Source organism: Lentimicrobium saccharophilum, from assembly GCF_001192835.1.
GTDB classification, from domain to species: domain Bacteria; phylum Bacteroidota; class Bacteroidia; order Bacteroidales; family Lentimicrobiaceae; genus Lentimicrobium; species Lentimicrobium saccharophilum.
Window position 1 is genome coordinate 1522521 of the sequence record NZ_DF968182.1, and the last position, 17932, is coordinate 1540452.

The following is a 17932-nucleotide window of genomic DNA, read 5'->3' on the forward strand; positions in this document are numbered from 1 at the left end:
TTTACCGCTTACTTCAGCAGAAAACCGATGATCAGCGCTTCGCGCTTCTTGCCTTCATTCAGCTTCTGACGCACCAGCCGGTGAAGTTTTTCCGTTCTGGCATCAAAGGTAAGAATCTCATTTTCAATGATTGACTTAACCTCCTCCAGGTTCGCGGCGGCGCTGATCTCTTCTTCTGTGGGCGCATGTTCCACCGATCCCAGGCGGCCCAGCTCATTGCCGGTCAGCAGGGGACTGTTGCGGAGGGTAAAAGGCAGGCTGTCGATGCCGATGGCGGGTTTTGTCAGCGGCTTTTCCACTTCGAACAGGGCCTCTCCGTGTGCCCTCACGTAAAAATCGCCTCCCATACGGCCCACCAGATCGATGGCCCTGGTATTGATCAATCCGTTTGGCAGCAGCAAACCCTCGTTCACATGCACCAGCAGCACATCGCAGATCACCAGGTTGGCTGCTCCGCCTCCCTTGCCGGTTTCAATGATATTGCGCACCCGGCATTCCCACTGTACGGGAGATTCCGCCACCCGGAAAGGCTTCACTTTTTCGGAAGGCAGCGGGGTAAATCCCGCCTTTTCAAATTCATTGACCCCTTTCGGGAATTCGGTACTCGCCAGGCTTACCTGCTCCACCATGCTGTAAGTCACGGCATTGATCACCACTTCGGGCACCTCCTTCAGGTTGTTGAAGGTATCTTTGGTGGTGTTGTCGCGTCCCCTGCGCGAAGGGCTGAACACCAGAGTTGCCGGGTTCACCCCGAAGGCATTGAAGAAACTGAAGGGGGCGAGGTTGGGGACACCGGCGGCATCCACGGTGCTGGCAAAAGCAATGGGCCGGGGAGCGATGGCCCCCAGCATCAGCCGGTGCAGTTCCGGAGGCGCTGTTTCTGCCGGATTGATGGTCTTATACATAGTTTATGCTTAAAATGTCCCGGACTGCCGAACCGGCAGCCACTGAATAACAAATATCAGGTCAGCGCAGGGAGTATTTTCGTCGTACACTCGCCAAAGCCGATCCTGAGGCCGTCTCTTTCGGCATAGCCACGCATGATCACCGTATCGTGATCGTTCACAAATTTCCTTTCCGTGCCGTCGCTGAGCCGGATGGGATGAGTCCCCCTCCAGGTAAGTTCGAGCATGGAGCCGTAAGAACCCGGGTCGGGACCGCTGATGGTGCCCGAAGCATACAGGTCGCCGGTGTTGATGTTGCAGCCGTTCACCGTATGGTGGGCCAACTGCTGACAGATGTTCCAGTACATATGCCTGAAATTCGAGCGGCAGATGACATTTTCATCACCATTTTCCGGCCTGATCAGTACTTCCAGGTTGATGTCGAAGTTGCGTAAACCTTCCGTTTTCAGGTAAGGCAGCACGCCGGGCTCCTGCTCCGGGCCCTTTACGCGGAAAGGTTCAAGCGCCTCCAGGGTAACAATCCAGGGAGAAACGACAGAGCCGAAGTTCTTTGAAAGGAAGGGACCCAAAGGAACATACTCCCACGATTGAATATCCCTGGCCGAAAGGTCGTTGAACAGCAGAAAGCCAAAAATATAATCTTCGGCACCGGCTGCAGCGACCGGTTCGCCCAGGCTGGTGCTTTTACCGACCACGAAGGCCATTTCGAGTTCGAAATCAAGCATTTTGCTGGGTCCGAAAACCGGAGCGTCAGCGCCGGCCGGCATGGTCTGCCCCTGCGGGCGGCGGATATCCGTTCCCGAAATCACTATGGAAGATGCCCTGCCATGATAGCCGACCGGCAGGTGGCGCCAGTTGGGAAGCAGAGCATTGGCAGGATCGCGGAACATTTTCCCTACATTGGTGGCATGTTCGATGCTGGAGTAGAAGTCGGTATAATCGGTAACTTTCACAGGCATCAGCATCTCAACCGAAGCGGCCGGGAACAGTACCTTTTCTGTCAAGGATTTTATCAGCGTGGCATCCGGCTTATTGCCGGCGGCGAAAAACGCCTGAAGGGCTTTTCTGAGCGCGCGGTGTGCCGCTTTGCCCATCGCGATAAAATCGTTGAGCACAGGCTGGCGGAAAGCGGCGGAATAGTCAAAAGCCATTCCTGTAAAAACAGCTGACGCGTCCAATGCCGCCAGGTTAACGGCGGTATCGCCGATGCGGGTATAGGCAGCAATCTCACCTTCCCTGCTTCGTCCTATGCCAAAAGGCAGATTTTCAAGCGGAAAGTCACTGCCTGCAGGTATTTCAATCCAGGATTTTAAATTCATCAGTAAGTCTTGTAAGATCATTGTACCGGAAAAAAATCTTCATTGTCGTCGCCTTCAGGGCAGCAGGATCCGGTTTTTTGCAAACCCCGGCCGTTCAGATTTTATCTAAAGTGTGCCTCTTCTCCCCTGCTCAAGCTCAATGGCCTCAAACAATGCTTTGAAGTTGCCTTTACCAAAGGATTTCGCCCCTTTGCGCTGAATGATCTCATAAAACACGGTGGGCCTGTCTTCAACGGGTTTGGTAAAAATCTGGAGCAGGTACCCTTCGTCGTCGCGGTCGACCAGGATGCCCAGCTCTTTCAGGGCCAGTATTTCCTCGTCAATCTTTCCCACGCGGTTCAGCACGGTGTCATAATAAGACCCCGGAACAGTGAGGAACTCAATTCCCCTGTTGCGCAGCTCTCTGACTGTGTGTAATATATTGTCGGTAGCCATGGCTACATGCTGCACCCCGCTGGTTCCGTAGAAATCGAGGTATTCCTCCACCTGCGACCGCTTTTTACCTTCGGCCGGCTCATTGATGGGAAATTTGATGCGGCCGTTGCCGTTGCTCATCACCTTGCTCATCAGGGCGGTGTATTCGGTGGAAATATCCTTATCGTCGAACGACACCAGCTGGCTGAAACCCATTACGCGGGCGTAAAAGTCCACCCACTGGTTCATCTGGCCCCAGCCGACATTTCCCACCATATGGTCCACGTAACGCAGCCCCACATCTGTGGAGCGGTATTCAGGATTCCAGGCAACAAATCCGGGCAAAAAAGGCCCTTTGTAGTTTTTACGCTCCACAAAGATGTGCACGGTTTCGCCATAGGTGTGTATGCCTGAAAGCACAACTTCACCGTTATTATCTTTTTCAACCCTGGGCTCAAAGTATGAAACAGCACCCCGGGCAGTGGTTTCCTCCCAAGATTTGCGGGCATCATCCACCCAAAGGGCCACCACTTTCACCCCGTCGCCGTGTTTCATGGCATGCACGCCGATTTCACTGTCAGGCACCAGGGAACTGGTAAACACAAAACGGATTTTATCCTGCACCAGCACATAGGAAGTGCGGTCTTTCAGCCCTGTTTCCAGTCCGGCGTAAGCCAGCGGCTGAAAACCGAAAGCCGTCTGATAGTAAAAGGCTGCCTGTTTGGCATTGCCTACATAAAATTCCACATAATCGGTACCGTTGATCGGCAGAAAGTCCTGAGGTGTATTCATGGTATTTTGTTTTTCCATTGTTATCGGTTTCATGAGGGCTGCATGGATTATTCTATCCATGATTTATGATAATCCGGGTCTTCTATTTCCATGGCTTGCCTGGTGAGCCACAACGGCCTAAAGGTATCCACCATCACGGCCAGTTCGCGGGTCTCCTTCGCACCCAGGCTTTTCTCCACCGTGCCCGGATGGGGTCCGTGCGGAATGCCGATGGGATGCAGGGTGATCTGCCCGCGATCCACATGTTTGCGGCTCATAAAGTCACCGTCGACATAATAAAGCACCTCATCGGAATCCACATTGCTGTGGTTGTAAGGTACAGGTATGGACAGCGGGTGGTAATCATAAAGCCGCGGCACAAAGGCGCACATCACGTAATTGTGGGCTTCGAAGGTCTGATGCACGGGAGGCGGCTGATGAATGCGGCCGGTAATCGGCTCAAAATCATGGATGGAAAGGGCATACGGATAATGATAACCGTCCCAGCCGACCACATCAAAAGGATGACTGGCATAATGATACGGAAAAAGCTGGTGATCCTTTTTGATCATCACCGGAAAATCCCCTTTCCTGTCATGGGTTATCAGCCGTGACGGTTTGCGGATGTCCCTTTCACAAAAAGGGGCATGCTCTTCCAGCTGACCGAGCTTATTGACATATTTTTTCGGGAAACGGATGGGGCTGTATGATTCCACAATAAACAAACGGTTGTCAGGCGTATCGAAATGCATCTGGTAGATGATTCCGCGGGGGATAATCAGATGGTCGCCATATCCGAAGGGAAGTTCCCCATACATGGTTTTCAGCGTGCCGGAACCTTCATGTACAAAGATCATCTCCGAAGCCTGGGAATTCTTGAAGAAATAGTCTTCCATCGATTTGCGCGGGGCCGACAGGATGATGCTCAGGTCGTTGTTGGTCATCACCGTAACCCTGCTTTTCAGGTAATCATCGGCGGGTTTTACCCTGAAACCCTGAAAACTGCGGTGCTGCATATTGTTCTGAACGGCAATCTCGGGTTTCACGTCAATGGGCTGATCCACCCTGAGCACCATGGTAGGCGGGTAAACATGATAGGTCAGTGAATAGGCGTCAGAGAACCCTTCGGTTGACACCAGCTGCTCCGAATAGAGCGACCCGTCGGGTTTGCGGAACTGGGTATGGCGTTTGGGCGGTATCTGCCCCAGCGAATGGTAATGCGGCATGTTAAAAGTGATTTATGTATAACAGGGATGTATATTTCATTGAAATAACCCTACAAATAACACTTTTAGCCCGCCATTGTTCAATTTCAGACGTACAAAACCTAAACAATCGAATAGTCGGATCCTGCGTAAGTTCTTATTGCGCAGACTGAAACAGTGAAGTGCCATTTATGTAATAAATCACATGGCCAAAAAAAGCAGGATGATTCACCCTGCTTTCTGAAAATTTATTGCATCAAAAATTTATCTCCTGATGATAATCCTGGCACTGCAGGGCGGCTGGTTGACCATGATCAGCTTGAGGATATAAACGCCTTCGGGTAGTCCGGAGAGGTCGAGCTTCAGGTAACTGACCAGGCCACTCTCCTGCCCTTTCAGCAGCTCCCGGCCTGTCAGGCTGTATACCGCGTACGATCCGATCTGGCCATCTGCGGTAACATCTACCGGTCCCGACGACGGATTCGGATACAGCCGGAATGATCCGGTTTTTTGGTTACTTACATCGACACTCAGTTGAAAATTGGCTATCAGGTTATGGTTCGCATTTACCTGGAAAGCAAATTCAGGTTCGCTGGAAACCACATTGCCTCCTTCACTCCAGTTTACAAAATGATAACCGGAATTAGGAATGGCCATCAGCACAGCCATGGAATTTTCAAGATACAGCCCACTACCATCGGTTTGCCCGCCTTCAGCCGGAAATGCAGTAGCCGAGATCATAAACTGCCTGACAAAAACCGCTTCAAGACTGAGGTCCGATGAGACGGTAAATGTGTACAACGGGTCAGTGGATAAAAGAGCACCGTCGAGCGCCCAGTATTCAAAAGCAAACCCATCGGCCGGAAATGCCTGCACGGTAATACTTGTTCCGGCCGTATATGTACCGGCTCCTTCAACCGTCCCGCCCTCAGCCGGAACAGCCACCAGACTGATCGTATAAGTAAGCGGAAATTCCGCGAATGAAGCCGTCAGCATGCGATCCGAGGAAGCAACGAATGTATAAACCGCAGATTGTGAAACCATTACTCCGTTTTCCATCCAGGCCACAAATTCCCATCCGTCAGCAGGGATGGCTGATACCGTTGCCTGACTGCCCTGGCTGTACTGACCATCACCTGTGGTGGTTCCGCCTTCGGAGGGATCCGCTTCAGTAACAACTGTAAACATAACAACCTGCGGAAAAAAATTGGCCACAAACGTCCTGTTTTGGGTTATGGTAAACGTATATGATGGATCGGGGGATACAACATTCCCGTTTTCGGTCCAGTTTACAAAAGTCCACCCCGCTGCAGCCGTTGCCGAAACGGTCACTCCGGTGCCATGGGTATAAGTGCCGCTGCCACTTACCGTTCCGCCTTCTGCCGGCATCGATGAGAGCATCACCTGGTACTCCGTAGGTGAAAAAACAGCCTGAAGCGCCCTGTTGTCCGAAACATTGAATGAATAGGACGCTTCCGTTGAAACAATATTACCGTTTTCCATCCAGTGATCAAAGTCATATCCTGTATTCGGCGAAGCAGTTACAGTGGCTGCAGCACCATAGGGATAACTGCCTGCACCGGTGCAGGACCCGCCCTCAGTTGGAACGGACGCCGTCGAAATGGTGTACTGTATCAGGCTGAAATTCGCCTGAAGGTCCCGGTCGCCGGTTACGGTGAAGCTGTAAGTTGCATCGGTAGATACCACAGTCCCGTTTTCGGTCCAGTTGGTGAAAGTATAACCCGTGTTTGGCACCGCCGAGAGCACAGCCTGTGAAGCATAGTTATAAGTGCCGGCCCCGCTCACAGTCCCTCCGGCCTCCGGTACTGCGGAAGCGGAAATATTATAACTCAGATAACCGGATATACTTACATCGACATCATCAATAAACCAGTAGTCATACTGATAGAGATTTCCGTCAACGGTAAAGGCTATGTAAGTAGTGGCGCTGTTTAGATTATTCAGTATGGTGGTATTGATCACTGCCGGGCCAATCACATTGTTGCCGGCGGTTGCCAGCGACCAGGACTCATTGGTCCAGTTTATCCCGTCGCTGCTCGACTGCACCCGCATTACCGCACCAGGCCCGTAATCGTCGAGCAGATGCCGGAACGAAAGGCTGAGTGCCGCAGCACCGGTTGTATTGACAGGCGGCATCACCAACCGGCTTACCCCGGGATTCCGGTTCTGATAGGTTGACTGCATTTCGTTGGCTGAACCGCCTGCGTAAAATGTTGAGGAGACCTCCCAGCTGTTTGCCACATTTGTCCCCTCCACCTGCTGGCTCCAGCAGGCCGGGAAATTCAGGTCATCGAAAGCAGCAGCATAGGGAAGTGCGGTTTGACCACATAATGTCGAAGCACTGGCTGCCAACCCGCCCGAATATTGCAGGGCAGCATCGGCTGACCAGACTCTGTAATAATAAACGGCGCCGGCTGTCAAACCGGTATGATTAAACACCTGCGCGTTTCCTGAGTAAAGCACTGTTCCTCCTCCTTCTATAGCAGAGCCTGCAGTATAGGCAGTACTGTTTACCGGTGTCCCAAACGACGGGCTGGTGTTCCAGGCAAGCAAAACATTATCGCCTGAAGTATTCAGGAGCCATGAAAGATCAATCTGTGTTTCACTCACTCCCGAAGCGGTAAACGAGGAGGGATTGGCTACTCCGCTCATCCCGACCGTAAATGAGATGGTGCTTCCGGATGCTGTTACATTGTAGATATTCAGACCTCCGGCACTGCCATTCTGCAAAAAGGGAGAAGGATTGGTGCCGTCATTGATGGCGGTCCTTCCCGACTGCTGCGAAAAGTATGCGCTGTTAGGGCTGCCGTTGGTGGTGGTTGTTCCGTTGGGGCGGTAAATATAGACCTCATCCGGCGGCCCGTCGGCATTGCCGTTCAGCGCCGGGTCGATGCGGTAAACAAGCAGCCCGCTGCCGGGAAGATTGCCTTCAAAAGTCCCGGTTGCCTGCCGGTACTCCACCACATAATACTCTGAGGTGGAATTCGGTGATGCAATTTTGTAGCAGTTGTTTGTTGAAGAAGCCAGGGGATTCAGGGTATATGTGCCTGAGGTGGTAATTTCCGGAATGGCGTTGATCCATACATTCTCCGAGTACTTCCATTTCATATACGCGCCCATATGCCCGCCCCCCGATTCCATCAGGTCCCAGTTACCGGCCGGATCAATATTGAGTCCGCCGTCGTCGTAATGATAGAGGTCCGGTGCACCGAGTGCATGAAAAAGTTCATGACACAAAGTTCTCACATTTACCTGCGTTTCCGGCTGGAATGTATAATCCCACACCTGTTTCCCGTTGATGAACACATTGTAGGAATAGAGCACCCAGCGGTGGGCCCAGAGGAGGCTGGCCCAGGCGCCGTTCCCGCCCCTCACCACAAAACACACATTGTCAACCAGACCGTCATTATCACCGTCAATATTCAAAGAGCCCGGAACCGGCGAATTGGCATTGATCCAATTAACCGCATCCCGCAGCAGGGCATGCTCTCTGAGCCTTCGCTGGGTCTCCCCGTTGTATCCGTTAGGATTTGTCGTGGCATTGTAGGGTTCAAAATAGCTGCGTTGATGGGTATCAGTGTATGACAGATTGGTGGTCATCGCGCAGTCAGGGTAATGCGACGAACTGATGGTCAGCTGGTTATAGGATACTTCCGTATAGTAGGATTTTACAGAATTACCGGTTGGCAGGTTAAAAAGATCGTCATAAGTCTGTCGCACAGTCGTAAACTCCGTGTCATCAGAAAATTTAATATAGATTACCAGATTGTTCATGGTCCCTTGATGCGGTGCCCGCGATGAACGACTGTTGCCAACCTCCATCGCTTCCTTCCGCTGCAGGTATTCTTCCCGGCTGATCTTCGCCCACTTCTCCAGACCAAGGCTTGCAGGATCTGCCTGACCCGCCTTGTATGGCGAAGGCCGGAGAACACCTTTATCAGAAATTGCATAGTAATAATAACCATCCGGAGCCTGCACAATGGTATAACCTTCGGGGTCGTGCAGCCAGTTGAAAAATTCATCACCGGAAACAAAGCAGTTGATGACAGCACCATCCGGCTGGTTTACCTGGTATGGCTGGTTTTTTACATGATCGGCCTGGACCCGGAGCCCTGAGAAAAGGGCAATGGTCAGAAGTAACAGTAACGATTTTCTCATGCGTCTGTATAGGTTTGGAAAGTTAAATATTCAGGAACACATTGATTAATCTATACAAACACGAAAAGTAACAGGAAATTGACAGAAAAATAATTCAGATTAGAATAAACATAATACACTTACTATCTGTCCCTTACAAATGAGGAGAGCGAAATGAAAATTAATCGCAGGATCAGGGAAGAAAGATCAGATCAGGCCGTTTTCGATCATGTTTACAATGGTCTCAATGTCGCGGTCCTTGCCCTCGGGGTCATACTTTTCCTTCAGGTTATAACCAAAGAGCCTGCTGAGGTTCTGCCAGAAAAAGGCGACAAAGCTGCCGCGCAGTTCCTTGACGATATGGTAGGTGGGATTGCCGGTTTCGCGGTCGACAAGTTTAAGTAAAATTTTGCCCTGGGTAAAATTCAGCGCCTTCAACTCATCTCCGAATTCTGCCTTTAATTCATCCTCAGCCCTTTTGAGGAGTTTTCGCTGTTCCTTTCCCGTAAGTCCGGCCATCATGGCTTCGTATTCATTCAGCTTGATGCCGGCAAGTTTTGCGTATGGATAAACCTTCTTCACGTTCCGCACCAGCCTGTCGAATCTGCGCTGATCGGCGGGGCTTCTGAAAATAATGTAACCGCGGATATTGACTTCGGGCAGATAGATCTGCGGAAGGGTGTCTCCATTGACCACCCTGGCTTTAAGCACAATCACGTCGACGCTTTGCGCATGCAATGCGCCGGAAAACAGGGCAAACAGGATTGCGATTAAAAACAGGCGTTTCATGCCCGGAAAGATTTAAGTTGTTTTTGCCGGCTTTTTTAACAGCAAATTAAATGCCGTACAATCGTCAAACGGACAATGGATAAAATTATTTCACTATCCGCTTGATCAACAATGTATTAAAATAAGTAAAAAAGGACAAACATTACTCATCATCTCCTGATAAGCACAAACTCAGGCAACCTTCAGTCTTGAAACATTGGCCTTGCCAAGTTTCTCTTCGGCATAGGCACGTGTTATTTTAAGCTCCTTAACGGCCTGATCGGAAGGCATTTCGAACATTGCATCCATCAGTATCGCTTCCATGATCGACCTTAACCCGCGGGCGCCGAGTTTGAATTCAATGGCTTTATCCACGATAAAGTCAAATACCTGCTCATTAAAAACCAGTTTGATGCCATCCATTTCGAACAGCTTGGTGAACTGTTTCACCAGGGAGTTTTTAGGTTCGGTAAGGATCAGCCGCAACACATCACGGTCAAGGGGACTAAGGTAGGTAACCACAGGAAGCCGTCCGACCAGTTCGGGGATCAGTCCGAAACTCTTGAGGTCCTGAGGGGCGATATATTGCAACAGGTTATTGCGGTCAATTACCTCCTGCTCCTTACCTGCAGCATAGCCGATCATATTGGTCTGCATACGGGAGGCAATTTTCTTCTCTATGCCATCAAAAGCGCCACCGGCTACAAAAAGGATATTCTGGGTATTGATCTGTATCATCCTTTGTTCCGGATGCTTGCGCCCGCCCTGCGGCGGCACATTGACCACCGTACCTTCGAGCAGCTTCAGCATGGCCTGCTGCACGCCTTCGCCGGAAACATCACGGGTAATGGAAGGGTTGTCGCTTTTACGGGCAATCTTATCAATCTCGTCAATAAATACAATACCCTTTTCTGCTGCGGCAACATCATAATCAGCAGCCTGCAGCAAGCGCGAAAGGATACTCTCCACATCTTCACCCACATAACCGGCCTCGGTGAGCACTGTGGCATCGGCAATACAGAAAGGCACATGCAACAGCCTGGCAATGGTGCGGGCCAGCAGCGTTTTTCCTGTCCCTGTTTCACCCACCAGGATGATATTTGATTTTTCAATCTCCACTTCATCCTTCGATACCGGTTGTCCGATTCGCTTGTAATGATTATACACTGCGACGGCAAGCACACGCTTGGCATCATCCTGACCGATCACATACTGATCAAGGTACTGTTTGATTTCAGAAGGTTTGTGGAGTTTGACCTTAGAGAAATCGCGCGTCTTTGACGAACTCAGTTCTTCGCGCAGAATATCCTGGGCCTGCTCAACGCAATAGTCACAAATGTGCGCGTCAAGCCCGGCAATCAGCATATTGGTTTCGCTGCGCGGACGACCGCAAAACGAACACCTTTCTTCTTTTTTAGGCATATTGAGTTTGAATCGGTTTATGATTGATTGCCATTACGGGTAAAAAGTCAGTCGTATAGTGAAAAATTAGCCTGAAATTGTAATGATTGTTCAGGCAGCAAGACCAATCTTCTTCCAGTTGCAAAATTACAAAAAAACCATGCACCATATCCACAGAAAGCTGTTCACAAGGAAGGTCCTCAAAAAATGACAGGGGCAGCAATAACCTGCGCCCCTGTTAAAAATATTCTGATTCGGATACTATTTATTTCCCCTGACCAGCACCTCGTCGATCATACCGTATTCTTTGGCCTCATCAGCGGTCATCCAGTAGTCGCGGTCTGAGTCTTTCTCTATCTTCTTGAACGGCTGATTGGAATGCTGGGCGATAATCTCGTACAGTTCCTTTTTCAGCTTCAGAATTTCACGCGTGGTGATTTCAATATCCGATGCCTGCCCCTGGGCTCCACCCATAGGCTGGTGGATAAGTATACGGGAGTGCTTGAGCGCCGTACGCTTGCCGGCAGCCCCTGCACAAAGCAGCACGGCACCCATGGACGCTGCCATACCAGTACAGATCGTGGCCACATCCGGGGCAATGTACTGCATGGTATCATAAATTCCCAATCCCGCGTAAACCGAACCGCCCGGCGTATTCAGGTAGATCTGAATGTCTTTTTTCGGATCAACCGATTCAAGAAACAGCAACTGCGCCTGGATAATGTTGGCAACATAATCATCAATGGGCACGCCCAGGAATATGATCCTGTCCATCATCAGACGGGAGAACACGTCCATGGTGGCAATGTTCAGCTGGCGCTCCTCAATAATGGTCGGGCTGATGTACCCGCTAACCTGTGAAGTGAAGCGATCGAGGGTGAGGCTGCTGATGCCGTGATGCTTCGTTGCGTATTTTCTGAATTCGTTTTGCATAGAATTATTTTTTAGTTACTGTCAAAATTACAGTTTTTCACCGAGAACAATTCAATAATTGACCGGATTTTCAATGTTCTTTCTTTGTCGAATATCATGCCAGCATGAATGAGCCGACCAAAAACATCGTCATAAAATTCAGCGTCAGTTAACAAGCAAGGTTTTTAAGAACCAGAATCTGGTTTATATTACATTGACAAACAATTTATTATAAACAAAGTCAACTTCCTTATTATTCATGCGTTGCAGAATTTCACAGGTTTTCCGCTTCCGGGGAATTCCTGACAGGGAAAGAATTTGTTCATTTTTTGTTAATCCGGGTGCAGAAAGCGCCATTCTCTGTCACAAGGGTGTAATCAACAATATCCGCAACTGCCGGGAACGGGCAGAAGTCATACCGCCACATCACTTATTGCACAAAATTAAAACCTGAATTATGCGTGCACATAATTTTTTTCTCCCGGTCATTATGGTATTGACATTTGCCATCCGCATCTCCCATGCCCAGGGGCTTATGATTTCCAATGATACAAATGCACCCGAGCCCGCAGCGCTTCTGCATGTTAACGGGCAGGAAAATGACGGTGGAGATAACGTCCTTTTTTAGAGGAGAGGGAGGGTAATTCAAATATTCTTAACTGCGGTATAACCTCCCTGCCAAATGTTAACAGATCCGGTTTGTTTAGTATCCTGCACTGGGCGAACTCCGGCAAGGCAGTCAACTGTAAACTGAAAGCACAAAAAGCCGAAATAATAAACGCCCGGATCGTTGCCGGGCGTTTATTATTAAAGATCAGGTTTAAGGCTTACTGCAATTTTGCAAAATCCTCATAAGAGATCGTTTGTTCCTTCGGCTGAATCTTCTCTTTCAGGAAAGCAAGAATTTTCTGCTCGAACAGCTGATCATTGATCCTGCGTACATCTTCCTTGTTTTTCATAAAGGAATCCACGATGCCGTCGATGCGCTTTTTCATATCCTCATCCATTTCGGCGCTGCCCGGACGCTGGAAATAACTTCTGAATACATCGCGGATTTCCTCTTCCGAAACCTGGATATTATGTTCCCTGATCATGCGGTTTTCAATCAGCTGCCAACGCATGGACCGGGCATAATCCTCGTAATTTTTTTCAACTTCTTCGGCGGTGAGTTTATCCTGGTTAACATCTACCAGCCAGCGTTTCAGAAACTCGTCGGGCAGCTCAATGGCGGAACTTTCAATAAGGTATTTGATGGCATCGTTGAAGAACTTCTTATCGCTTTCGCCGACAAATGAACCGGCGGCATCTTTTTTAATCTGCTCAAGCAAGGCTGCTTCATCCGCAATTTCAACTCCGGGATAGATCTTTTCGAAGAATTCAGCATTCATTTCGGCAGGAATCATCCGGCTGATCCCGGTAACCGTGTAATTAAACTCAGCATTCAGCGTTTCGGCCTGTTCCTTGCTGATTCCGAGCATGGCGGCAACATCGGTGGCATTGCCTGAAGCCTGCATAGGGTTGAATTTCACCACATCTCCGTTCTTCACACCGGTAAATAATGCCTGAATGGCTTCATCTTTAAAGAGTTCAGGATTCACGGAACCATTGCTTGTAATTCCCTCCGGTTTTACAGTTCCATCAGTATCCAGTTCGGCGAAATCACCCTTCAGCATGTCCCCCTTTTCAGAAACCTCAACATCTGTAAGGGTTCCGTTGCGGCGGCGCAGGTCGTCCATGTATTTGCGGGCAATCTCATCTGAAACTTCTATCCTGTGATATATCACACCGCTTTTGCCATCCAGCTTCAGTTCAAACTGCGGACTCAGGCCCAGGTCAAAATAGAAACTCATTTCAGCAGGCTCGGTGAAATCAATCTGCGGCGTTTTCTCAGTATTTGCAAGCGGATTGCCCAAAAGGTCGAGGTTCTGTTCCCTGATGAAACTATCCAGAGACTCGCCGAGCAGTTTGTTGATTTCATCGGCGGTTACAGCCTGACCGTACATTTTCTTTGTCAGTCCGAAAGGGACTTTACCGGGGCGGAAGCCGGGCATCTGGGCTTTACGCTGATAATCCTTCAGCACTTTAAGTACTTTTTCCTCATAGTCGGCTGGCGACAGGTCTATTTTAACCGTTGCTGTCAGTTCACCGGTCTTCTGTAATTCGATGTTCATTTCCTGGAATTATAATTTTGTTGTGGCTAATTCATTTTCAATCCGGTAACTTCCATGAACATGGCTCCGGAATGAGGCCGCAAAGGTAGAAGTTTTTTTCGGATTTCTGAAGAGCAGTGAACAAGAATAATCGGATAGCGCGATGCCCATTACCTGACTTAATGAGCATCACCTGCAGTCACATACATCACAGCCCCCGCTTTACAAGGGCCGGTCACGTTATTACCGGAAGGAGGCAGGAAAAAACAATCTTAAAGATCTTGTTTATCAGTCCTTTCGCACCACTTCGATGGTAAAATTGGCTGCCAGGGCTGCCAGGGCGCCCACCGCGGCCAGCACCGGCACCACCAGCGCACCGATTACGCCAACAGTTACAGGAATCTCAAGGTATATTTTTCCTTCCTCATTTTTAACAATGATGCGGGTTACATTCCCCTGATGGATGAGTTCCTTTATTTTGGAGAGCAGTTCTTCCCCTTTGACTTTAAATTCACTTTTAGTTTCCATAATATCTTGTTTTCTCAAGTGATTAAACGCAAAAAAACACTGCCGGTTACAATTTTTCGTTAATGCGGTCCAAAGAAACCTATTTCATCGAAGGATGTCTGACCGCAGAATATTCAACAAGAAACATCCAAAATGTTGTGTTCTCAATGACCCGTAAAAAGGCAAAGAGGAGCACTGAAGTCGGGTTTAAAATAGCCGCCGGCAGTTAAATTCCGGAACGACAGACCGATTATATTCATTAAACATCAGCAACTTATCAATTTTTTTATTATATTTAGCTGATTCCAACAAACAGGTAAAATGAGCACAATTAAAACGTTGATGCTCACGATACTCTTTTCGTGGGCCGTTATCCAGGTAACAGCAAAGCCGGTCTCACCTGAAACCGCCACTCAGGTAGCCGTGAATTTCCTGAAAGAAAAAATAAGTCAGGGCTCTTTCCCTGCCGGGACTCAGGCGAATTTCAGCATGATTATTCTATCGGGCAAACATCAGCAGGCATCCATGTATGTATTTAACCTCATGGATAATGCTGGTTTTATCATTGTTTCAGGCAATGATGCCACCTACCCTGTGCTGTGCTATGCAAACCATGGTTGTTTCTCAATGCAGGAAAAGGAAAGACCCGGAGGATTCAGCTATATGCTGGATGAATATTCGCGGCTGCTGGATGCTGTAGAGGAAGGGGGCATTCCCAGGGATGAAAAGACAAGCGCCGAATGGGCGCATTACCTCCATGCCCCTGCTGAGCCCTCACGGGCAATTTCCGGTGTCGGACCCTTACTTACTACCACCTGGGGGCAGGATTGCTGGTACAATGCATATTGTCCGCCCGATATATCCGGCGACTGCGGTCATGCGCTTACCGGATGCGTAGCGACAGCTATGGGACAGCTGATGCGCTATTACAGTTACCCGGAGACCGGAACAGGTTCCTGTACTTACACCCACCCTGTTTATGGTACACTTACGGCCGATTTTTCCGCCACGGATTACCGCTGGAACGAAATGGGAACTACAGCGACCGGAACCAGCCATGATGCCATTGCCGAACTCCTTTTTCACTGTGGTGTCGCTGCGCTTATGAACTACGGAACTTCAGGCTCAGGCGCCTTTGAGGTCAATATGCAGAATGCGCTTATTGAGCATTTCGGTTATTCTCCGGCGTCAAGCCTTGTATTCAGCGCAAACTACACCGCAGAACACTGGAATTCAATTCTGAAAAACGAGCTTGACTTAGCCAGGCCGGTTTTTATGACCGGCGTGGATACAACCGAAGATCAAGGCCATGCATTTATTTGCGATGGCTATTCAGACGACAATTATTACCATATTGACTGGGGATGGGAAAATCAATACAACGGCTATTTCATGATCAACAACCTGTGCCCCGGGAACAATAACTTCAATGCAATTCTCCGGGCCATCACCGGCCTGATTCCGGATACGCTCCGGTGCACCCCCCCGCGTAACCTCCATGCCACTGCCGACTGCAATGACGTTCTCCTCTCATGGTCACCACCTGACCCTGAGCCACAAAATGAATGGATCCATTATGACGGACCATATACTGGCGGCAATACAGGCTTCTCAAATGCTGTCAGTTTTCAGGTAGCCATCCGTTTCGATACGGCTCAGTTGTCAGCATACCATGGATTGATACTCGACAAGATTCGTTTCATTCTCGGAAATAAAAAAGCTGAATATCGTATTAACATCTGGAAGGGTTCAGACGCATCAGACATTATGGTTGATGAGCCACTTCCAGGCCAGATTCACATGTATTGGGATGATATATGCGGAAACCACGGACAATACTGGAATACGATTATCCTTCAGGAGCCACTGATCATAGATGCCACGGAAGAGTTATGGATCGGGTATACCTGCATCAATCTGCCCGGTGAAAATGCACGGGCCGGGCACGATAACAACCCTTCCGTTCCGGGTTACAGTGATTTACTCCGCATTAATAACGGCAATTGGGTTTCAACCCACGAAAACTATCCCAGCTGGGATTACAACTGGAGCATTCAGGCCTTTGTAACCGATATCAATGGGAACAACCATCCACTGGCGTCCGGAACATTCAACATACATCAAAAGGCACAACAGGCAAAGCCGGGTGAATTAAATCCATCCTGCAGGGAGGAAGTCCCCTCCATGATCGGATATAACCTTTTCAGAAACGGGTATCAGGTCAATACAGAACCTTTGACGGAACTCACTTATACTGATTATGACCTTCCGGCGGGCGATTACACTTATACCCTCTGTACCTTGTATGAGGAGGGCAGTTCCATCCCCTGCGGTCCTTCCACAGTCAGTGTAGATGAACTGGTACTCAATCCCCCCTATCAGCTCACTGCCACCACCTCCGGGAATGATGTACAACTTGCCTGGCACGAACCCCTTCCTCCCCCCATAGAGCAATGGCTGTATTATGACAACGGGGAAAACCATACTGCCGTTGGGATGACCAACGGCGGCACACACAGTGTGGCGATACGGTTTCTGCCCGATCAGTTATCAGGTTTTGACGGGATGTTCATTTCAGAAGTAAGCCTGTTTCCATGCGCCAATAACGCCGGCTATGAGTTATTTATTGCCCGCGGTCCGAATGCAAACGAACGGCTGCTCACCTTGCCATTGGACGGACTGACTATTGATGAATGGAATACCATCACCCTCAGCAATCCCGTTTCACTTGACATCACCAAAGAACTGTGGATCGGCTACAAGGTAATCAACCATCCTGCAAATGACAAGGGTGCCGGTGCTGACAGCGGGCCGGCCATTGCAGGATTCGGCGATATGATATGTATCGATGGCAGCAATTTCGTTTCACTGATATCATTGAATCCCGATCTGAGTTATAACTGGAATCTGCGGGCATTTATCACAAACCAGTTCGCTGTAAAACACATCCTGGCAACAAAAAGTCCGACGGACCTGCAATTACTCGGGTATGACGTCTTCAGAAATAATGAAAGAATCAATAATGAGCTGCTTTCTTCAACCAGTTTTTCCGATACAGAGCTACCGGCCGGTACATACCAGTACTTCGTAAAGTCGATATATAACCAGGGAGCCTCACTTCCATCCAATATCGCGGAAGTAACTATAACACTTTCTGTTGAAGAAGCCGGCACCCGGGAACCTGTTTCCATATATACAGATCCCGGCGGGGATTTTATCCTTATTGATGCAGGAACTCAAAACTTTGTGGCAGAGTTATATAATGCATGCGGCAGCAAGGTTTACCATTATAATATTTCCGTTCCCCGGCTAACAATTCCCACGCTTAATCTGAAGCCAGGAATTTACATATTAAGGCTTGGAATAAAAGAGTATGCTTTCAGTGTTAAGATACTGATCCGCTGAGAAACAAACAGCAAAAG

At 49.2% G+C, this 17932-nt stretch carries 12 protein-coding genes; 2 read left to right on the top strand and 10 right to left on the bottom strand.

The genetic code is table 11. The features are described 5' to 3' along the window. Positions 1–8 precede the first annotated feature (8 nt). The 8 genes from TBC1_RS05740 to clpP all read right to left on the bottom strand — a co-directional run bounded on the left by TBC1_RS05740 (position 9) and on the right by clpP (position 11874). Entirely contained in the window at positions 9–905 is an 897-nt protein-coding gene (locus TBC1_RS05740) for a flavin reductase family protein (RefSeq protein ID WP_062039674.1), read from the bottom strand. A gap of 56 nt (positions 906–961) precedes the next feature. Then, entirely contained in the window at positions 962–2224 is a 1263-nt protein-coding gene (gene fahA / locus TBC1_RS05745) for a fumarylacetoacetase (RefSeq protein ID WP_062042818.1), read from the bottom strand. Positions 2225–2329: 105 nt separating this feature from the next. Beyond that, positions 2330–3448 (bottom strand): 4-hydroxyphenylpyruvate dioxygenase, encoded by a 1119-nt coding sequence (hppD, locus tag TBC1_RS05750; RefSeq protein WP_201781633.1) that lies wholly within the window; start codon positions 3446–3448, stop codon positions 2330–2332. 29 nt (positions 3449–3477) lie between these two features. Next, entirely contained in the window at positions 3478–4635 is a 1158-nt protein-coding gene (locus TBC1_RS05755) for a homogentisate 1,2-dioxygenase (RefSeq protein WP_062039678.1), read from the bottom strand. 243 nt (positions 4636–4878) lie between these two features. Continuing rightward, positions 4879–8793, bottom strand: coding sequence for an InlB B-repeat-containing protein (locus TBC1_RS05760; RefSeq protein ID WP_062039680.1), 3915 nt, complete (start codon positions 8791–8793; stop codon positions 4879–4881). Between the two features lie 186 nt (positions 8794–8979). Beyond that, on the bottom strand, positions 8980–9561 hold the full coding sequence (locus tag TBC1_RS05765; RefSeq protein ID WP_062039682.1) for a DUF4294 domain-containing protein: 582 nt from the start codon (positions 9559–9561) through the stop codon (positions 8980–8982). Between the two features lie 171 nt (positions 9562–9732). Further along, positions 9733–10962, bottom strand: a complete 1230-nt coding sequence (gene clpX / locus TBC1_RS05770; protein ID WP_062039684.1) for an ATP-dependent Clp protease ATP-binding subunit ClpX — start codon at positions 10960–10962, stop codon at positions 9733–9735. A 240-nt stretch (positions 10963–11202) separates the two neighbouring features. Next, complete coding sequence (gene clpP / locus TBC1_RS05775; RefSeq protein ID WP_062039686.1) at positions 11203–11874, bottom strand: ATP-dependent Clp endopeptidase proteolytic subunit ClpP; 672 nt, start codon at positions 11872–11874, stop codon at positions 11203–11205. Positions 11875–12310: 436 nt separating this feature from the next. On the opposite strand from clpP, the gene TBC1_RS17945 reads away from it, so the two are divergent. Next, complete coding sequence (locus tag TBC1_RS17945; RefSeq protein ID WP_154669513.1) at positions 12311–12481, top strand: hypothetical protein; 171 nt, start codon at positions 12311–12313, stop codon at positions 12479–12481. A gap of 199 nt (positions 12482–12680) precedes the next feature. Here TBC1_RS17945 and tig read toward each other — a convergent pair whose 3' ends face one another. Together tig and TBC1_RS05785 are read right to left on the bottom strand one after the other, a co-directional pair. Further along, a complete protein-coding gene (gene tig / locus TBC1_RS05780) occupies positions 12681–14024 on the bottom strand; it encodes a trigger factor (protein ID WP_062039688.1) in 1344 nt (447 codons plus the stop codon). Between the two features lie 267 nt (positions 14025–14291). After that, on the bottom strand, positions 14292–14531 hold the full coding sequence (locus tag TBC1_RS05785; protein WP_062039690.1) for a DUF4342 domain-containing protein: 240 nt from the start codon (positions 14529–14531) through the stop codon (positions 14292–14294). 300 nt (positions 14532–14831) lie between these two features. Between TBC1_RS05785 and TBC1_RS05790 the strand changes: the two genes are divergently transcribed. Beyond that, positions 14832–17915 carry a thiol protease/hemagglutinin PrtT gene (locus TBC1_RS05790; RefSeq protein WP_082189497.1) on the top strand — a complete coding sequence of 1028 codons (3084 nt, stop codon included), beginning with the start codon at positions 14832–14834 and terminating at the stop codon, positions 17913–17915. Positions 17916–17932 lie beyond the last annotated feature (17 nt).